The sequence below is a fragment of the Carboxylicivirga litoralis genome, assembly GCF_025499605.1.
GTDB classification, from domain to species: Bacteria; Bacteroidota; Bacteroidia; order Bacteroidales; family Marinilabiliaceae; genus Carboxylicivirga; species Carboxylicivirga litoralis.
This window is the reverse complement of the sequence record NZ_JAFMVC010000033.1, coordinates 1-18166: the sequence shown is the minus strand read 5'-3', so window position 1 is coordinate 18166 and position 18166 is coordinate 1. Positions and strand designations below refer to the sequence as shown.

14 protein-coding genes are annotated in these 18166 nt (G+C 41.9%); all 14 read left to right on the top strand.

The window, feature by feature from the left end; translation table 11 throughout:
• Positions 1 to 12 precede the first annotated feature (12 nt).
• The 14 genes from J1N10_RS18735 to J1N10_RS18670 all read left to right on the top strand — a co-directional run bounded on the left by J1N10_RS18735 (position 13) and on the right by J1N10_RS18670 (position 17969).
• Positions 13 to 1806 carry a RagB/SusD family nutrient uptake outer membrane protein gene (locus tag J1N10_RS18735; RefSeq protein ID WP_262328269.1) on the top strand — a complete coding sequence of 598 codons (1794 nt, stop codon included), beginning with the start codon at positions 13 to 15 and terminating at the stop codon, positions 1804 to 1806.
• A 31-nt stretch (positions 1807 to 1837) separates the two neighbouring features.
• Positions 1838 to 3448, top strand: coding sequence for a DUF5123 domain-containing protein (locus tag J1N10_RS18730; RefSeq protein WP_262328268.1), 1611 nt, complete (start codon positions 1838 to 1840; stop codon positions 3446 to 3448).
• A 70-nt stretch (positions 3449 to 3518) separates the two neighbouring features.
• Positions 3519 to 4256, top strand: coding sequence for a rhamnogalacturonan acetylesterase (locus J1N10_RS18725; protein ID WP_262328267.1), 738 nt, complete (start codon positions 3519 to 3521; stop codon positions 4254 to 4256).
• Positions 4256 to 5896: a glycoside hydrolase family 43 protein gene (locus tag J1N10_RS18720; protein ID WP_262328266.1), complete on the top strand. Its 1641-nt coding sequence runs from the start codon at positions 4256 to 4258 to the stop codon at positions 5894 to 5896. Before J1N10_RS18725 ends, J1N10_RS18720 begins: the two co-directional genes overlap by 1 nt.
• Before the next feature lie 10 nt (positions 5897 to 5906).
• Complete coding sequence (locus J1N10_RS18715) at positions 5907 to 7136, top strand: DUF4861 domain-containing protein (protein ID WP_262328265.1); 1230 nt, start codon at positions 5907 to 5909, stop codon at positions 7134 to 7136.
• A gap of 6 nt (positions 7137 to 7142) precedes the next feature.
• A complete protein-coding gene (locus J1N10_RS18710) occupies positions 7143 to 8066 on the top strand; it encodes an alpha/beta hydrolase (protein WP_262328264.1) in 924 nt (307 codons plus the stop codon).
• Positions 8063 to 9283 (top strand): pectinesterase family protein, encoded by a 1221-nt coding sequence (locus J1N10_RS18705; protein WP_262328263.1) that lies wholly within the window; start codon positions 8063 to 8065, stop codon positions 9281 to 9283. Before J1N10_RS18710 ends, J1N10_RS18705 begins: the two co-directional genes overlap by 4 nt.
• Positions 9284 to 9293: 10 nt before the next feature.
• A complete protein-coding gene (locus J1N10_RS18700; protein WP_262328262.1) occupies positions 9294 to 10796 on the top strand; it encodes a right-handed parallel beta-helix repeat-containing protein in 1503 nt (500 codons plus the stop codon).
• 34 nt (positions 10797 to 10830) lie between these two features.
• Positions 10831 to 11868, top strand: a complete 1038-nt coding sequence (locus J1N10_RS18695) for a sugar kinase (protein WP_262328261.1) — start codon at positions 10831 to 10833, stop codon at positions 11866 to 11868.
• A gap of 76 nt (positions 11869 to 11944) precedes the next feature.
• Positions 11945 to 12625 carry a bifunctional 4-hydroxy-2-oxoglutarate aldolase/2-dehydro-3-deoxy-phosphogluconate aldolase gene (locus tag J1N10_RS18690; protein ID WP_262328260.1) on the top strand — a complete coding sequence of 227 codons (681 nt, stop codon included), beginning with the start codon at positions 11945 to 11947 and terminating at the stop codon, positions 12623 to 12625.
• Between the two features lie 5 nt (positions 12626 to 12630).
• Entirely contained in the window at positions 12631 to 14082 is a 1452-nt protein-coding gene (locus tag J1N10_RS18685) for an MFS transporter (RefSeq protein WP_262328259.1), read from the top strand.
• Positions 14083 to 14156: 74 nt separating this feature from the next.
• Positions 14157 to 14969, top strand: a complete 813-nt coding sequence (locus J1N10_RS18680; protein WP_262328258.1) for a gluconate 5-dehydrogenase — start codon at positions 14157 to 14159, stop codon at positions 14967 to 14969.
• A 771-nt stretch (positions 14970 to 15740) separates the two neighbouring features.
• On the top strand, positions 15741 to 17132 hold the full coding sequence (xerA, locus tag J1N10_RS18675) for a site-specific tyrosine recombinase/integron integrase (RefSeq protein ID WP_262328257.1): 1392 nt from the start codon (positions 15741 to 15743) through the stop codon (positions 17130 to 17132).
• A gap of 345 nt (positions 17133 to 17477) precedes the next feature.
• Positions 17478 to 17969 (top strand): hypothetical protein, encoded by a 492-nt coding sequence (locus tag J1N10_RS18670; protein WP_262328256.1) that lies wholly within the window; start codon positions 17478 to 17480, stop codon positions 17967 to 17969.
• The last annotated feature ends 197 nt before the right edge of the window (positions 17970 to 18166 follow it).

Genomic DNA, 18166 nt, shown 5'->3' with positions numbered 1-18166 from the left:
AAAATTGGAAAAATGAAGAACATTATAAATATACTTTGCTTAGTGATGGTAGCTGCACTGTTTTCGTGTGAAGACTACCTGGTAACGCCGGCTCAATCAACGGCTGAGAGCTCTGTCATCTTTTCATCATATGATTTAGCTAAAGGAGCCATTGATGGAATAAAAGAACCTTTCTCACAAACCAATGCCCATCGTTCACGTTTTGTCCCTTACTATGGGTTTAATACCGATATTGAGTTTTTATATAAATCAACAGAAGGTGAATTTGATAATGATGGTTCCTTGGCGCTTTATTGTGCCACGCCTGAGAATGGTCGCATGAATAACTCCAATGATACATGGGCAATGATGTATCAGGCCATTGAACGTGCCAACCAGGCTATCGAGGGGCTTAAAACTTATGGCGATATTGAAAATGATGCAGATATGGCCCGTTTATACGGTGAAGCTTTAACATTGCGTGCCATTTGCTATGGCGATCTGCTGAAAGGATGGGGTGATGTAATCGAACGCTTTGAGCCTATCACAGCTGAAACAGTTTATAAGGCAAAGGGATCAAGAGATGTTGTATATAAACAATTGATAAGTGACCTTGAAGAGGCTCAAAATTACCTGGACTGGCCCAATGCCAGCGAAGCTTATTCAACTGTTGAAACCGCTAACCTGGCGTTTGTAAAAGCTTATCGTGCACGCTTGTGTATGGTGGCAGCAGGTTATTCGCAATATCCTGATGGGGTTCGCCTTAGCAACGATGCAGACTTAAGTGTTGAAAAGATGTATCCAATTGCACTTGCCGAGTGTAAGGCTGTAATGGCTCAGGAAGGTATCTCGGTTAACCTGGAAGATGAGTTTGAGACTGTTTTCCGTAAGAACTGTGAAGATAATATTTCTGCCGGAGGCGAGTCTTTTTGGGAAATTCCATGGGCCAATACACGTGGCCGTTATGTATCGTCTTTTGGTGTAAAACACAATAGTGCCGACCAATATACAGGAACTGGTCGTGGTGGTTCGGCTGGTCCAAACCCACATTTATTCTACGATTACGATGTCAAAGATAAACGTCGCGATGTAAGTATTGTACCTTACTACTGGGATAATGCTGACCCAGGTACTGGTATTGCCAAGCAAAAGTTGAGCAGTATCGACAAATTATATTTTGGTAAACTGCGTTACGAGTGGATGATTCGTCAAACATCGTCAAGCGATGATGGTGTTAACAAACAATATTTGCGCTATGCTGAAGTGATTCTGATGGCTGCTGAGCTGGAAAATGAATTGAATGGTCCAACAGCTGCGGCACCTTATTTAAAGAAAATTCGTCAGCGCGCATTTGATCAAGCGGACTGGGCAGAAAAAGTAGATGCTTATGTGGATGCCTTAACAACCAAAGAGGCCATGTTTAATGCCATTGTTGATGAACATGCATTTGAGTTCTGTGGTGAAATGGTACGTAAACAAGCTTTGATTCGCTGGAACCTTTTAGGCGATAAAATGGATGAGGCAAAGGCGAAAATGTATGAGCTGCAAACCAGAACAGGTCGCTATGCTGATGTGCCCGAAACGGTTTATTATAGTATAGCAGAAGATGGTGAGTCCTTAGAGATGTATGGTTTAAACCGCGGTGAGTTAGACGATAAATCAAATGAGTATGAGTCTAATACTGTATGGGTTGATGTTGAAGATTTATCCAATGACAGAATAGAGTCGCTTTATGTTAATGATCCGGATACCAAGCAATTTTGGCCAATCTGGGAGAAATTTATTAGTGCGAGTAATAATACCTTAGTTAATGATTACGGTTATTAATCTGTTGTTCCACTACAAAAACGATTAAAAAATGAAAAATAAACATATAGGACTTGGCTTAGTGGTGGCATTGTTTGTATCGGTGCTGTTTCACGCTTGCGATGATGTAGAGCCAATCATTGAAGAGATACAATATAAAAGAGCATTTACACCCCTGGAACTAACTGTTCAGGTTAGAAACCAGATGACAGCTGAAGTAGACTGGAAAGAAATTACCAGCGCTGAATATACGCTCGAAATTAGTAATGATAATTTATTGTTCGAAAATATAGTACATACCCAAACAGTATTGGGCACTGAATTGCCGGTTTCTGTTTTGCTCGAAAGTGAAGAACAATATTCGGTTCGTATTAAAGCCAATAGCGATTTGGCCGGGCAAGATGATTCAAAATGGAGTGCTCTGGCTTTCGAAACAGATCCGGAGAATATCTTCTTTCCGTTGAGCGATGATAATAAAGGAAAGACTGAGGTGGATACATGGGTGATGTTAAGCTGGCCTGCCGGCAGTGAAGTAACGCATATTATTATCAACCCTGGCGATAATCAAACTCAGCGCGACTTAACCACTGATGAAATAGAAGCTGGTGAAGTGACTCTAGAAGGTCTGCCTTTTGATACTGAATTTACGGTGAAGTTGTATAATGGAACCAATCCAAAACAACGTGGAAATGTTACTTTCAGAACTTTGCCAGAAGGGGAAACACTAACGCCTGCTGATAACTTAAGTGAAAAGATTGCGAACGCTAACAGTGGCGATGTCTTTTTGTTAGAAGGTGGTAATTATACTGCTTTCCAAGGACAAATTACGATTGATAAGTCGATCAAACTTCAAGGATTATCATCAGAAGACATGCCAGTGCTTAATGTACAGTTTGTTCTAACTGATGGTGCTGAAAGTGCTAAGTTTATCAACCTTGAGATGAATGGTTCATATACCGATGAAACTGAAGCGGCTGTCATTCTCGATCATGCATTCCAGTTTAATAGCGGTACATCAGCTGTGGGTGATCTATTGATAAGTGGTTGTAAAGTATCAAATTACAATAAGTCTTTCATATCAGGTGCATCAGGAGCCTTCACCGTTAATTCTATCACGGTAGATAACTGTATAGTAACTGACATATTTGGCAATGGTGGTGATTTCATCGATTTTAGAGCATCATTCCCAGGTGATATTACAGTAAGCAATACAACTTTTGTGAATTGTGCAACCGTGAGTAACCGTGACTTATTCAGACTAGATGGAGCCAGCAAAGGCAATACATTTGATGATGGCGCTCACACACCTACGATTACAGTAACTGCCAATACATTCTATCAGGTGCAGAATAATGCATCCGGAGGTAAGCGCTTCTTCTATGTAAGATGGCAGAATAGCGATGAGGTGATTACAGTTGAGCGTAACTTGATTGTTGATGCAACATCTGTTTACTCGTCATCAGGTGATACCAATATGCCTTCATTCAGCAAGAACAACTATTTCAATGCAGATGGCTTCCTGGATTCATCTAAGAGCGTATACGACGGTTCTGGAACGCATACAACTGAAGATCCTGGATTTGCAGATGCAGCCAGTGGTGATTTTACATTATCAAATCAAACATTGATTGATAACCAGGTGGGAGACCCACGTTGGCGTTAATTGGCGATAGCTTTTCAGGCACTGCATGGCTGTGTACATGCAGTGCCTGTTTTATATTATATAAATGACTATGAATAGATTAATTCATTTTTCTGTAGTGATTATGCTGCTGGCTCTTGTTGCTTGCGGTAAAAGTCCGTATACCATTTACCTGGCAGGAGATTCCACCATGGCCGAAAAACGAGTGGAGAAACGACCCGAAACAGGATGGGGAATGGAGTTTCAAGCTTTCTTTAATGAGGATGTAACCATTGCCAACCATGCTAAAAACGGGCGCAGTACCCGCACGTTTATTGAAGAAGGACGTTGGGATTCCATCATGAACCTGGTGCAACCGGGTGATTATGTATTCATTCAGTTTGGGCACAACGATCAAAGCAAGCATAAAGTCGATCGTTACACATCGCCCGAAGATTATTACAACAATCTGTGCCGCTTTGTTGATGAAACGCGGGCCAAAGATGCAACACCTGTGTTGTTAACACCAGTAATGCGCCGCCGCTTCAACGAAAAAGGGGAGTTCTACGATGTGCATGGTGAATACCCTGATTTGGTGCGTAAAGCAGCCAAAGATAAGCAGGTTGAGCTATTAGATATGCATAAAGCATCTGGACAACTACTTATCAAGCTTGGCGAAGAGCAATCTAAATCCCTATTCCTGATTGCCGATTCGGGTGTTTGGCAAAACTATCCGGCAGGCATCAATGATAATACACATTTTAATGTCGAAGGAGCGAAGGAAATGGCTCGTTTGGCTGTTGAAGAAATTTCGAATAGCTCATTGGCTATCAAGAAAAACCTCAAGTAATGAAACAAACCGTCTTCATAGGATGTACTTTTTTACTATTTGTCCTTATCGGGTGTAAACCATCGGTGGATCCTGTTAAGCAAACAGGTGTGGCGGTTACCTTAACAGCTGCCGATAATGGAGACGGCACCTACACCAATCCAATTATTCAAGCCGACTACTCGGATCCGGATGCCATCCGGGTGGGTGATGATTTTTACATGACGGCATCGAGTTTTAACTGTGCACCCGGCTTACCTATTCTGCATTCAAAAGATTTGGTTAACTGGCAGCTGATAACTTATGCTTGTGATAAGGTGTTTCTGCCTGATCATTATGCAAAACCTCAGCATGGCAACGGCATATGGGCGCCATCCATCTGCTATCACAATGGATGGTTTTATATCTTTTATGGCGATCCCGATTTTGGCATATTCATGCTGAAAGCCACCAAGCCTGAAGGTCCGTGGAGCCAACCCTTATTAATTAAAAAAGCCAAAGGCTGGATCGATCCTTGTCCGTTTTGGGATGCCGATGGAAATGCCTACCTGGTGCATGCTTATGCCGGTTCACGTGCTGGTATCAAAAGCATTTTGGCCGTTAATAAAATGGCACCCGATGGCACTGCTTTGCTCGATGACGGCACCCTTGTGTTTGACGGACACGCTGCACATCCAACCATCGAAGGGCCAAAGCTCTACAAACGAAACGATTACTATTACATATTTGCGCCGGCTGGTGGTGTAAGCCAGGGCTGGCAAATCGTACTGCGATCGAAAAATATTTACGGGCCATACGAAGAGAAAATTGTGTTGAAGCAAGGCGACACACCGGTCAATGGTCCGCACCAGGGGGCATGGGTTACTTTAGCCAATGGCGATGATTGGTTCATCCATTTTCAGGATCAGGAGGCCTATGGCCGTGTGGTGCATCTGCAACCAATGAGCTGGAGTGACGATTGGCCAATAATGGGCAAAGAGCACAATGGTGTGGGATATCCGGTGATAAGCTACCCAAAACCAAACATTGAAGTCACAGAACCGATTCATCCGCAAGCCATGGATGATGAGTTTAATGCCGAAAGCATTTCACCCTTGTGGCAGTGGCATGCTAATAGAGGGCTCGATTGGAGTATGAATTATCCGGGAGAAGGCGTATTTCGCCTGTTTTGCCAAGCCTATCCTGATGATTACAACAACCTCTGGGATGTGCCGGCATTACTGTTGCAAAAGTTTCCGGCCATCGAATTTGAAATGAACAGTAAAATAAAGCTCAATCTGCAGCATTCTGGCGAATCTTGCGGATTGATAGTAATGGGCGAAGACTATTGCCGCTTAGAGTTTTTTAACGACAATAATCAGTTATTCGTTAGGTCTTGTTTGTGTATTGATGCCCGCTCCAAAGTTAAAGAGCAATTATCTGAACCCATTACTGTTTTGTCAACTGATATTTACCTGAAGCTATCAGTGAAGAAAGGCGCCAGGTGTGATTTGATGTATTCTGAAAACGGAAAAGATTACCAGGTGCTGGTAAAAGATTTTGCTGCCCAACCAGGTCGTTGGATTGGCGCCAAATATGGGTTTTATGCGCTTAAGACTAATCGCCATAATGATTCAGGTTGGCTGGATATTGATTGGGTCAGATATAACAAGGATAATTAGATAGGAACTTATGAAAAAAATAAAAAGCTATATAGGTATCGCCTGCATGGTATGCTTGGTTTCTTGCATGCCCAATGCTTCCAACCAGGTTCAATCACTGACGCTCAATAATTCATCGTCCGCTGATTTTAATGGGGTTGTTAATTTGCAGGCCGATAGTTTATTGGCTCAAAAGGGAAGTGCTGTTGTAATAAAAGCAGGTCAGACGATTTTGCCCAGCCAGTGGAGCGATACCGATGGGGATGGAACGGTGGATGTGCTAAGCATTGAAACGCACCTGAAAGCTGGAGACGCTCAAAGTCTTACCTTAATCAGCTCTTCAGAATTAGCAAAGCAAGTAACCGTTAAAAAAACACAGGCTGAATTGTGGCATAAAACCACGGGTAAGTTTAAAGATGGTAAGTATGTGGGAGGTGGTAATTTCTCAAGGTTTGATTCTTTGCGCGTGCCCGATGGCTTTACCGATCATGCATATTTCATTAAATACGAAGGACCGGGATGGGAGTCGGATAAAGTAGGCTACCGTTTGTACCTCGACTGGCGTAATGCCATTGATGTGTTTGGTAAACGCACTGCTGAGCCTGTGCTACACCAGGTAGGCCTCGATGGCTACGAAAGCTATCATCACCTGCAGGATTGGGGCATGGACGTGCTCAAAGTAGGGAAGTCATTGGGTATTGGTTCTACTGCCTGGTGGGATGGAGAAAAGGCCATACGCGTTGAGCAAACCGATAGTGTGAGTTGTAAAATTCTGTCTGATGACAATTTGCGTTCACAGGTGAGAATCTGGTACAACGGCTGGCAATTGCAGGATGAAAAGGTGAATATAATTTCACTGAAGTCCATAGATGCTGGTAGCCGGATGACACGTGAATATTTGAGCTTTAATAAGCCCGTAGCGAATATTTGCACCGGTATCAGAAAAGAGCCCGATACAGAAAAAATTAGTCTTATCAGTGCCGCCCAACAATGGGGCTGTCTGGCTACTTGGGGGGCACAAAGCCTGAATAACGATCAGCTTGGTCTGGCCATAATTTATCCGCTTCTATACGAAACAAAGATCACCGAAGATGAGCATAGCCATGTGGTGGTGTTTCAAAAAGCAAGTAAGAATGTTGAGTATTATTTTTTAGCCGCCTGGGAGCTGGAGCAAAATGGCATCACAAGCAGGGAGGCGTTTGTAAGTTACCTCGACGAGCAATTGACTTTGCTTGAGCAGCCTGTAACTTGTATTTATTAGAGTTTTATGCACAGCGTTTATTTAATCATACTACTGAGTGTTTTTACACATTTGACTGTCAATGGGCAGGAGGTGTCCATAAAGGATACCTCCTATACCGTGCATTCAACTTATCAGAAGTTGATTAAAAACCACCCTGAAATTCAAATGGCTGTAGCAGATACATTTGGCATAAATACCGTTGGCAATCAGGTATATCAATCCTATGGCAACCGCTCTTTACATTACGATTGGTTCAGTCCTGAAGATGAGCAGCAGGCCAAACCTTTGGTTATTTTGGTGCATGGCGGAGGCTGGCGGTCTGGTGATAAAAGCATGCTGGCTCCTCTGGCAAGCCAACTGGCACACAGCGGATACTTAGCGGCATGCATTGAATACCGCTTATCAACCGAAGCCATTTATCCGGCTGCGGTTAATGATATTGAAGCTGCCATTGCGTATTTCTATCAGGAGGCGGCGGCATTGGGTGTGGATACCAATCGGGTTGTTTTATTAGGTTGTTCAGCCGGTGCCACATTGGCCAGCCTGGTGGCTACAACAGCTATGCCCAATACGATAGCAGCACTGATTAACATAGATGGAGTGGTGGATTTTACCGACCCCAATGAAAGTGGCAAAGACAATAACCCGGAAAAGCCATCGGCGGCGGCTCAGTTTTTTGGCTGTACCTACACCCAATGTCCATCTTTGTGGAAAGAAGGGTCTGCCATCAATTATCTGCATCCGCAAATGCCGAAATGTTTATTTCTCAATAGTTCAGTACCGCGATTTCATGCCGGGCGCGAACCGTTTTTACAATATTTAAATCAGCATCAAATAGTTAATCAAGTCCATACTATTCATGATTCGCCCCATAGTTTTTGGCTGTTTCAGCCCTGGTTTGATGGAAGTGTGGATGTAATGATAAATTTCCTGGATTCAGTATTATGAAAAAACTTCTTTTCCTTCTTGTTTTGATGGTAACACTCATTAGTGTTAAAGCCAATAATCAGGTTGATTTGGTGGTGGCTGCCGATGGAAGCGGCGACTTCACTACCCTGACTGAAGCCATTGAGCAATTGCCGTATTACAACTATCAGCGCTATGTCATCCTGGTTAAAAACGGGGTTTACAATGAAAAAATACGTATCGAAAAAGATTTTATCACCATTCGTGGTGAAAGTCGTGAAGGCACGATTATTCAATATGAGCAATTGCGCGAGGATTGGCAGAAGGCTAAGGACGCCATAGGGCCGGCTGTTATTAATATTCATGCCGATGATGTGATACTCGATAACCTGACCATTAAAAATACCCAACCACAGATTGGACCGCATGCTTTTACCATTTTTGGTAGCGGAACACGCACCATTATTACCAACTGTACTGTCACGAGCAACGGTGGTGATACCGTGTCTTTATGGAATTTTAAACACGGCATGTATTACCACGATAACTGTTATTTTGAAGGAGCCGTTGATTTTGTGTGCCCACGTGGATGGTGCTATATCTCCAATTCTACTTTTAACGAATTAAAAAGAACAGCAGCCGTGTGGCATGCCGCACCACATAATAAAAACCAAAAGTTTGTGCTGCGAAATTGCACGTTCACAGGGGTCGATAGCTTTTACCTGGCGCGTCATCATTACGATGCACAGTTTTACTTTTTGGATTGCACATTTCCGGAGCTAATGCGAAATAAATCCATTGAACATGTGGTGTATAAAGATAAGCCGGAGAAGACAAGGCCGTTTTTGTATGGTGAGCGCTATTATTTTGATAACTGTGAGCGTGCGGGAGAAAATTACCCCTGGTTGGCTAATAACCTGGAAAGCATTGGCATAAAGAATGAGCAAATAACACCGCAATGGACCTTCGATGATATGTGGAACCCTCTTGATGCTTCCCCATTAGCAATCATTAAAAAAGAGGCGCATCAGCAATCCTTGTTTTTATGGTTCGACGAACTGGTGATGCCAGAGGGCAACCTGGTTATTCAACTGGCGTCAGGTAAGCAAGTGCGCTATTTCAATGGCGGCGGTTGGAAACGGATTGAATTGCGGGGTGATGCTGACTTCGATGCATCCGATTTGAAAGGTGAGATAAAGCTTGTTAGTGGCAATATAAAAGGAATCAAGGCCACTGTTCAACCTCGTTATGTATTCTAAAACACATAAAATGCAAAATAGTATAAGTTTGATTTTATTGCTTTTGACAGTTAATCTGGGTGCCGTTAATTACTATGTTTCTTCTAGTGGTAGCGATAGTAATAATGGCACCGGTTTATCAACACCTTTTGCCAGTTTAACCAAGGGCATTAGTGTTTTGCAGGCTGGCGATGTGTTGTATGTGCGGGGAGGCACCTATGCCTATTCGGCAAAAATTAGTTTAACAAAGAACGGAAGCAGTGATAATCCTATTCGTCTGGAAGCCTATCAAGGGGAGAAAGTCATCGTTGATTTTTCGTCGATGAGCACCAGTAGCAGTAATCGGGGCTTTAGCCTGAGTGGTGATTACTGGACTATCAAAGGTCTGCATATTCATAAAGCCGGAGATAACGGTATGTTTATTTCCGGCAACTACAACACGATAGAGCAATGTGTTTTCTTCGCCAATCGCGATACAGGACTGCAATTGGGCAATGGGGCCAGTAATAACAACATCATTAATTGCGATAGCTATGGAAATGCTGATCCTACAGATTATGGCGATGCCGATGGCTTTGCCTGTAAAATGGATGTGGGTGATAATAACTATTTCTATGGCTGCCGGGCCTGGCTCAATGTAGATGATGGCTGGGATGGTTACCTGCGTGGTGCCGATGATGTTAACACAACCATAGAAAACTGCTGGACCTGGATGAATGGCTATTTCTTGGATGGTAGCGATGGGGGGGCTTCGGCCAATGGTAACGGTTTTAAAGTGGGTGGCAGCGATGATAAAACACTGATGCACAATTTTACACTCATCAACTGTGTGGCTTTCGATAATAAGTCAAAAGGTTTCGACCAGAATAATAACAAAGGCGATATGTTTTTTTACAACTGCACGGCTTATCGCAATCAAGGTAATAACTACTCCATTCCACTGGCCTTAAATACTGGAAAAGTGGCCGAAGTGGTTAACTGTATTGCCATAGATGGTAAAATCAACCATGGGAGTTTTGTGCTTGAGCAAACCAATAGCTGGAATGGATTCAGTTTCGCTAATAGTGACTTTATCAGCCTCGATACAACTGGCGTATCCGGTGCCCGACAGGCCGATGGTTCATTGCCCGATATTGATTTATTTAAACTGATTGAGGGCAGTTCTATGATAGATGCCGGCACCGACCTTGGGTATGCATACCAAGGCGATGCACCAGATTTAGGCGCTTTTGAGTCCGAATACGGTTCAACAGATATCGTTGATGAAACAGAAAATGGAATGAAACTGAGCCTGTTCAGCAATCCCGTATACGATCATATTGCACTTAGGATAGAATCTGACTGGCATGTAAAGGCTGAGTTACAGGTCATCGCCATTAATGGAATGGTATCACATAGTCAAGTACTTAACGTGGTGCCAGGGGGTAATGAGCATAGAGTTGACACACAATCCCTGAGCCATGGGCTTTATTTGTTGGTGTTAAAGACCGATAGGGTCATTTATAGTCGAAAAATCATTGTATCAAATAGATAGCTTTCAAAATATTAATAAAAGAGGAGATAGAATTATGAGTAAAAAAGTAGTCACTTTTGGTGAGATAATGTTGAGGTTATCAACCCCTGGTTATCAGCGATTTTCTCAAGCAAAAAACTTTGATATATGTTATGGTGGAGGCGAAGCTAATGTAGCTTATTCATTGGCCAACTATGGTCTGGATGCCTCATTGATAACACGCTTACCCAATAACGATATAGGTCGCTCGTGCATGATGGAATTGCGCAAATATGGAGTAAATACCAATGACATTGTGTATGGTGGCGAGCGTTTAGGTATTTATTTTCTGGAGACAGGAGCCGTGGCCCGGGCCAGTAAAGTGGTTTACGATCGGGCATTTTCATCGTTCTCAACCATCGAACCTGGCATGATCAATTGGGACGAGGTATTGAAGGATGCTGCCTTTTTTCACTGGACGGGTATAACGCCGGCTGTTTCGCAAGGGGCTGCCGATGCCTGCCTGGAAGCCATACAAGCTGCCAACCGCTTGGGCGTGACGGTCTCGTGCGATTTAAATTATCGTAAAAATTTGTGGAAATACGGCAAGAAGGCCTCTGAAGTGATGCCCGAATTGGTGGCTGGCTGCGACATTGTGCTGGGTAATGAAGAAGATGCAGCCATGGTGCTGGGTATTCACCCTGAAGGTATGGATGTCACCAGTGGGCATGTGGAGGCAGAGGCCTACTTAAAAGTATCGCAGCAAATAATGCGAGCCTACCCACGGGTTAAAAAGGTGATTACCACTTTGCGCGGCTCGGTTAATGCCAATCATAATACCTGGTCGGGCGTGCTCTACGATGGTGAAACCCTGTTTAAAGCTGCTGACTATAACATTACACACATTGTTGATCGTGTGGGAGGAGGCGATTCGTTTATGGGCGGTTTGATTTATGGCTTGTTAACCTATGAAGGAGATGACCAGAAAGCACTGGAATTCGCCACGGCGGCCTCGTGCTTAAAGCATACCATTCATGGCGATTATAACCTGGTAAGTGTCGAAGAAGTAGAGAAGCTGATGGCTGGAGATGCTTCGGGGCGCGTTTCGAGATAATATTGAACAAGCTGGGGTAAACAAATTTTTTGAAGGGGCTTGTTGTTTACCCTGGCTTTTTAAATCTGAATAAATTATGGCAAAATATACAAGAATAGAGGTGTTTAATGCAATGAAGAGTACAGGCGTAGTGCCAGTCTTTTATCATGCTGACATAGAGGTTTGCAAGGCGGTTTTAAAAGCTTGCTACGATGGCGGAATACGCGTGTTTGAATTTGTTAATCGTGGCGATTTTGCACATGAATTGTTTGCAGCGCTGAATCAATTTGCACTGGCCGAGTTGCCCGGCATGATTATGGGAGCCGGTTCCATTGTTGAAGAGGGAACAACGGCGCTTTATATTCAGAATGGGGCCAACTTTATCGTATCTCCCTTATTAAACGAAAATATGGCGAAGGTGTGTAATCGTCGCAAGATTATGTGGTCGCCTGGCTGTGGCACCATCTCCGAAATCAATAAAGCACAGGAACTGGGTTGCGAGGTGGTTAAGGTATTTCCGGCTTCTGAAGTGGGTGGTCCATCCTTTGTTAAAGCTGTGAAGGCACCCATGCCTTGGACCGAAATCATGCCAACCGGTGGCGTTAGCTGCGAACATGAAAACCTTGAAAAGTGGTTTAAAGCGGGTGTAACTTGTGTGGGAATGGGATCTAAGCTGTTTCCAGCTGAGATTATGAAACACAATGATTGGTTGGCATTGGAGCAAAAAGCCAGGCAACTTATAGAAACAATTAAATCAATACAAACTAACTTAAAATAAAAGCGATGTCGGTTAACGAAATAAAGAGTAATATGACGAATTACAGGTGGGTCATTTGTGGTTTGTTATTTTTTGCTACTACCATTAATTATATGGATCGCCAGGTATTGTCATTAACCTGGAAAGATTTTATTGCCCCTGAATTTCACTGGACTAATAGCCATTACGGGAATATTACAGCCTTGTTCTCCATTTTTTATGCCATTGGTCTGTTGGTGGCAGGGCGTTTTATTGATTGGTTAGATACCAAAAAAGGATTTATGTGGGCCATCGGTGTTTGGTCGGTAGGGGCTGTTTTACACGCCTTTTGTGGAATAGCCACATCAGGTATTGTAGCTGGCGAATGGCTGGTAGGCTTTAAAGGAGCCCGCGAAGCCATTGAGCATGTACAAAACGTTTCGCGCGTGATTAATGTGAGTGTGGTCATGTTTATTTTTGCACGCTTTGTGTTGGCTATTGGTGAGGCTGGTAACTTTCCGGCTGCTATTAAGGCAACTGCTGAGTATTTTCCAAAGAAAGACCGTGCTTATGCCACCAGTATCTTCAATGCCGGAGCTACTATTGGTGCCTTGGCAGCCCCGCTAACTATACCGGTTATCGCGGCGCATTATGGTTGGGAAATGGCCTTTATTATCATAGGAGCCTTAGGCTTTGTGTGGATGGGGTTTTGGCAGTTTTTGTATAAAAAGCCACATCAACATCCCAAAGTAAATAAAGCAGAATTGAAATACATCAACCAGGATGAAGACAGTGCGCAGGAGCATACTGACGAAACACAAGCTGCCAGGATACCCTTTGTTGAGACCTTTAAATACCGTCAGACATGGGCTTTTTTATTCGGTAAGTTTATGACCGATGGGGTGTGGTGGTTCTTCTTATTCTGGACACCGGCCTATTTAAGCGATGTGTATGGCTTAAGCTCTGATAGCACTACGGCTCAGCTATTGTTGTTTGTTTTATATGCCATCACCTTATTATCCATCATCGGCGGGTGGCTACCAACTTATTTTGTCGATAAAAAGGGCATGGACCCTTATGCCGGACGTATGCGATCCATGCTGATATTTGCCTTTTTTCCATTATTGGCTTTACTCGCTCAGCCGCTCGGAGCCTATTCATATTGGTTTCCTGTTATTATCATTGGTATTGCGGGTGCGGCCCATCAAGCCTGGTCGGCCAATATATTTTCGGTGGTTGGCGATATGTTTCCCAAAACAGCCATTGCAACCGTAACGGGTATTGGTGGTATGGCTGGAGGACTTGGATCATTTACTATCAATAAAGGTTCAGGTATGCTATTTGATTTTGCTCAAAACACGAACATGAAGTTTATGGGTTTTGAAGGGATTAAATCGGGGTATTTTATTATTTTTTCCATCTGTGCAGTGGCTTATTTAATAGGTTGGGTAGTAATGAAAACCTTGGTGCCAAAATACAAGCCTATTGTTGTTAATTAAAAAAATCAAATCTTTTATCTGGGGTATGAGAGGTGAGAACCTCGACAACACCGATATGAACCCTGTTCAACCCAATGAACTGCGATAAATTGATACACGATTTATTTAACCTTCAAGGGAAGGTAGCCATGGTTACAGGAGGCTCGCATGGCATAGGTATGGACATTGGTAAAGTGTTGGGACAAGCTGGAGCTCAAGTCTGCATCAATGGTCGTTCCAAAGCCAAGCTGGCAGCGGCTCAAAAAGAGTTTGCCGCCGCCGGAGTTGATGTGTATGCATTTGAATTTGATGTAAGCAACGAGCAAGAAGTCGATAAAGGCATCTCCCTAATAGAAAAGGAAGTAGGAGTGATTGATATTTTGGTTAATAATGCCGGTATCATCAAGCGCATTCCTATTTTGGATATGGCCGTTGAAGATTATAAAGAAGTCATTGATATTGATTTAGTAGCACCTTTTATTGTATCCAAGCGGGTGGCTCCTAAGATGATAAAAAAAAGCGCCGGTAAAATAATTAATATTTGCTCTATGATGAGTGAATATGGACGTAACTCGGTATCTGCCTATGCATCGGCTAAGGGAGGATTAAAATTGTTGACTGCCAATATGTGTTGTGAATGGGCTAAATATGGTTTGCAAATTAACGGGGTTGGTCCTGGCTATATTGCAACTGAACAAACAGCTCCAATTCGAGAAGAACATCATCCATTTAATGATTTGGTAATGACTCGAACGCCTGCAGCGCGCTGGGGTAAAGTGGAAGATGTCGGTCATGCAGTTTTGTTTTTAGCCTCTAAAGCCAGTGATTTTGTCAATGGCCACATCTTGTATGTAGATGGAGGGATATTGGCCAATTTCGGTTACGTAAAGGGCGAAAACAATATCTAATATGCTTTCTTAGAGTATTTGAAAAGGGGATATGCGGAAATGAAGTTTCACGCAAAGTCGCTAATAGTCTTGCAAAGGTCGCAGAAAATTGAATGTTATTTTTCAATTCTTTGCGGCCTTTGCGATTTTTTGTTTTGTGTTCTTTGCGAGAAATATTATTGTTTTTGGCTAGTCTCTTATTCTTGATATTTTGCTAATATTCAATGCGTAGTGGTTAATTGAAATGGTTAATAAATAAAGCCTAATATCCAGAAGCATGAATAATCGTATAAAAACGAATCTTTACTGGCTCTTCATGTAATCTTGCCAGGTAACAAGGACGTATTTGCTGGCATTGCTCTCCTTAACTTCCATAAAACCATATTCATAACAAAATAAATACAGACTTCCTTTTTGTGTTTTCCAATAGTGCGTGAAATATCTCGGGTTAAATCCCTCAGATAAAAGAACCTCTTTACGAACGGTTGATTTGCCTGCTTTATTATATGTTTTTAGGAGTCGACGATTGGTTTTAAGCTGTCGATCGATAGACGTGAATAATGACTCGGATTTATTTTTATTTTGCTGATAATGGTAAGCGGACTTACAGTAAGGGGAGCAAAATTTTTTATCGCTTCTACCATAAATCGTTTCGTGACAATAGGGGCAGTTTGACATTGGTATAATCGTAGAGTTAAACGGATATTATACGTTTAAATGTACGACTATATTATGATATTTGCCTTTAATAGTCGTTAATGGATCGTATAGTAATCACTTAAAACTATACAAATGAAGCCAACAATCTATTTGAATCGATTTAAACATGGTACCACGGCTTTAATTAAGCTGTTTTATTATGAGAATGATACGGTTGAAGAGGCTCTGCAGTCATTGAGCTTTGTTTATTATAGTCATCATTATCGGTGTTATTATATTAGAGACAGGCAGGAGTTGATTAGAAAACTGCGGTATGAATTACGAGCTTGTGCCTATGTAAGTGATAAGTACATTAATCCTGAAGCATTACAAGAGTTATTCAGACAAAGAGGTATAGCCAGCTTAAATGCCAATAATGCAAAAGCGTTTGAAGGTGTGCCATTGGTAAGGTGTATATATGCCAATAATAAGTGTTATTTGCTATTGCCTCATAAGCAAAAATGGACTGTATTTTTACTGGAGTTAGGTTGCCAATACGAAGCCAAACGGCATGTTTGGATAGTGCCTGAACCAGAAAAGAAAATAGGAACCCTTAAACGCTATTTTAATCATCAAGGATGTCAATTTAAAGAAGAAGCCAGGCATGGTGACAAAAAATCACAACATTTAAAACGTCAGGACTACAAACAAGACAAGGAAATTCAGGATTTCATTAAAATATTGACATTGCAAGGAGCCGGTAAACGCACGATTGAGAATTATGCTTGTCAGATAAAAAAAATGAAAGACTATTATGAAGGAAGGTCCGTTAATGAAATTTCAGATGAAGAAATACGAGACTATTTGTTCTTTCTGAGAGAAGAGTTAAGTTATTCATGGTCGTCTCAAAACATTGTTGTTAGTGCCGTTAAGCGCTATATGTTAGCATTGACAGAGCGCGAGGTTAATGAGTTACTAATTCCACGACCTGTTACAAAAAGAAGTTTGCCCAGGGTGTTGGAAAAAGAAGAGGTCGAAGCCATATTGCGTCAGAAGATTTTTATTAAGCATAAATGTATGTTATACTTACTTTATGCAACTGGCATTCGGTGTGGAGAATTGATTAACCTGAAAGTTGAAGATGTTAAATTTGACAATAATGTAATAGTCATAAAAAGAGGTAAGGGAGATAAGAGTAGAATTGTATCAATGCCAGTACGACTCAAACAGCTGTTATTGGATTATTTGCGAAAAGAACAACCAAGTATTTATGTTTTTGAGGGGCAAAATGGAGGAAAGTATAGTCCTAGCAGCGTGCAGCGGGTGGTCAAGAATACTGTGTTAAAGGCAGGTATCGACAAGCGGGTGACGCCTCATATGCTTAGACATTCCTTTGCAACGCACCTCCATGACTCTGGAATGGATATACGGAACATACAAAAGTTATTAGGACACAGAAGTACTAAAACAACAGAGATATACACGTATATATCAAAAAGAGATATTAGTAAACTAAAAAGTCCGTTGGATGACTTGGATGTATAAAAAATAATAGCTTTTTTTATGATGAGTATAGAATTCGTGTCTGGCTTTAATAAAAGGCCAAGTTCAAACTGATATTATATTACAAAACCTTGATTGAATAGGTGCTGAAAGGAAAAATCAGAAAAATCAATAGACATGATGTGTAGCAGAGATATTTAACACAACAATTAAAAGCAGGCTTGCACAACAAATATGTGACTGAGGAGGCGAAGCTGTACGTTGTAAAAATATATAGTATATCAGAAATAGTAATACGATATTTTATCCGCTGCCTATATGTAATATATAAAGCATAGTGCAGTATATCGACTAGTTAGCGGCAAGCAAACACAAACACACCAAAAAATGACAGAACTATATAAACTTGAATTAGAATTATTCGCAGATTATTTCCAAATCTATATTCAAGACGAAGAAGCGGATGACGATTTATCCCTTGAGTGGACAGATGAAGCCGTGGATAGATTACTTGCAATAAAAGAAGGTGTAATTGCCATTGGAACAGTCAGAAATATGGATGTCCCAGTAAAAGTAAAAGTTTATGATTCTGAACCCGAAATCTTAAATGATAAAGAACTAGAAATTGGGCAAATTAATGAATGTGATTTAAAAGTAAGCTCTGAAAAAGTAGTTGTTTCTGGTTGCACAGATTACTTTCCTGATGCAAAGAGAATTGAACTCCCAAACGGAACTTATAGAACGAGGATTTATTACGGTAAACTAGACACATTAAGTGAGGACGAACTAGATGGTGATGACTTTTATGAAGTTCATCTCTGGAAAACCAATAAACATCAAGAATTAGAAATCATAAAGAATAGAAAAGCCAGCCGCTAACAAACCGCAATAAAGCAGGCCTGGCGGAGTCTGGGTTTGGGAGGTTTAGCTCCCGCGCGGGCGGTGGCAACATCAGGAAAGCGAATGTATCACGCAACGGCCCACTTCATGCGGCAAGACGTTAGCCCTCATATGACGCAATATCGTAGTAGCTAATAAAGAAGCAGGTATTTGGCAGTTGTGTGAACCGCCTCAAG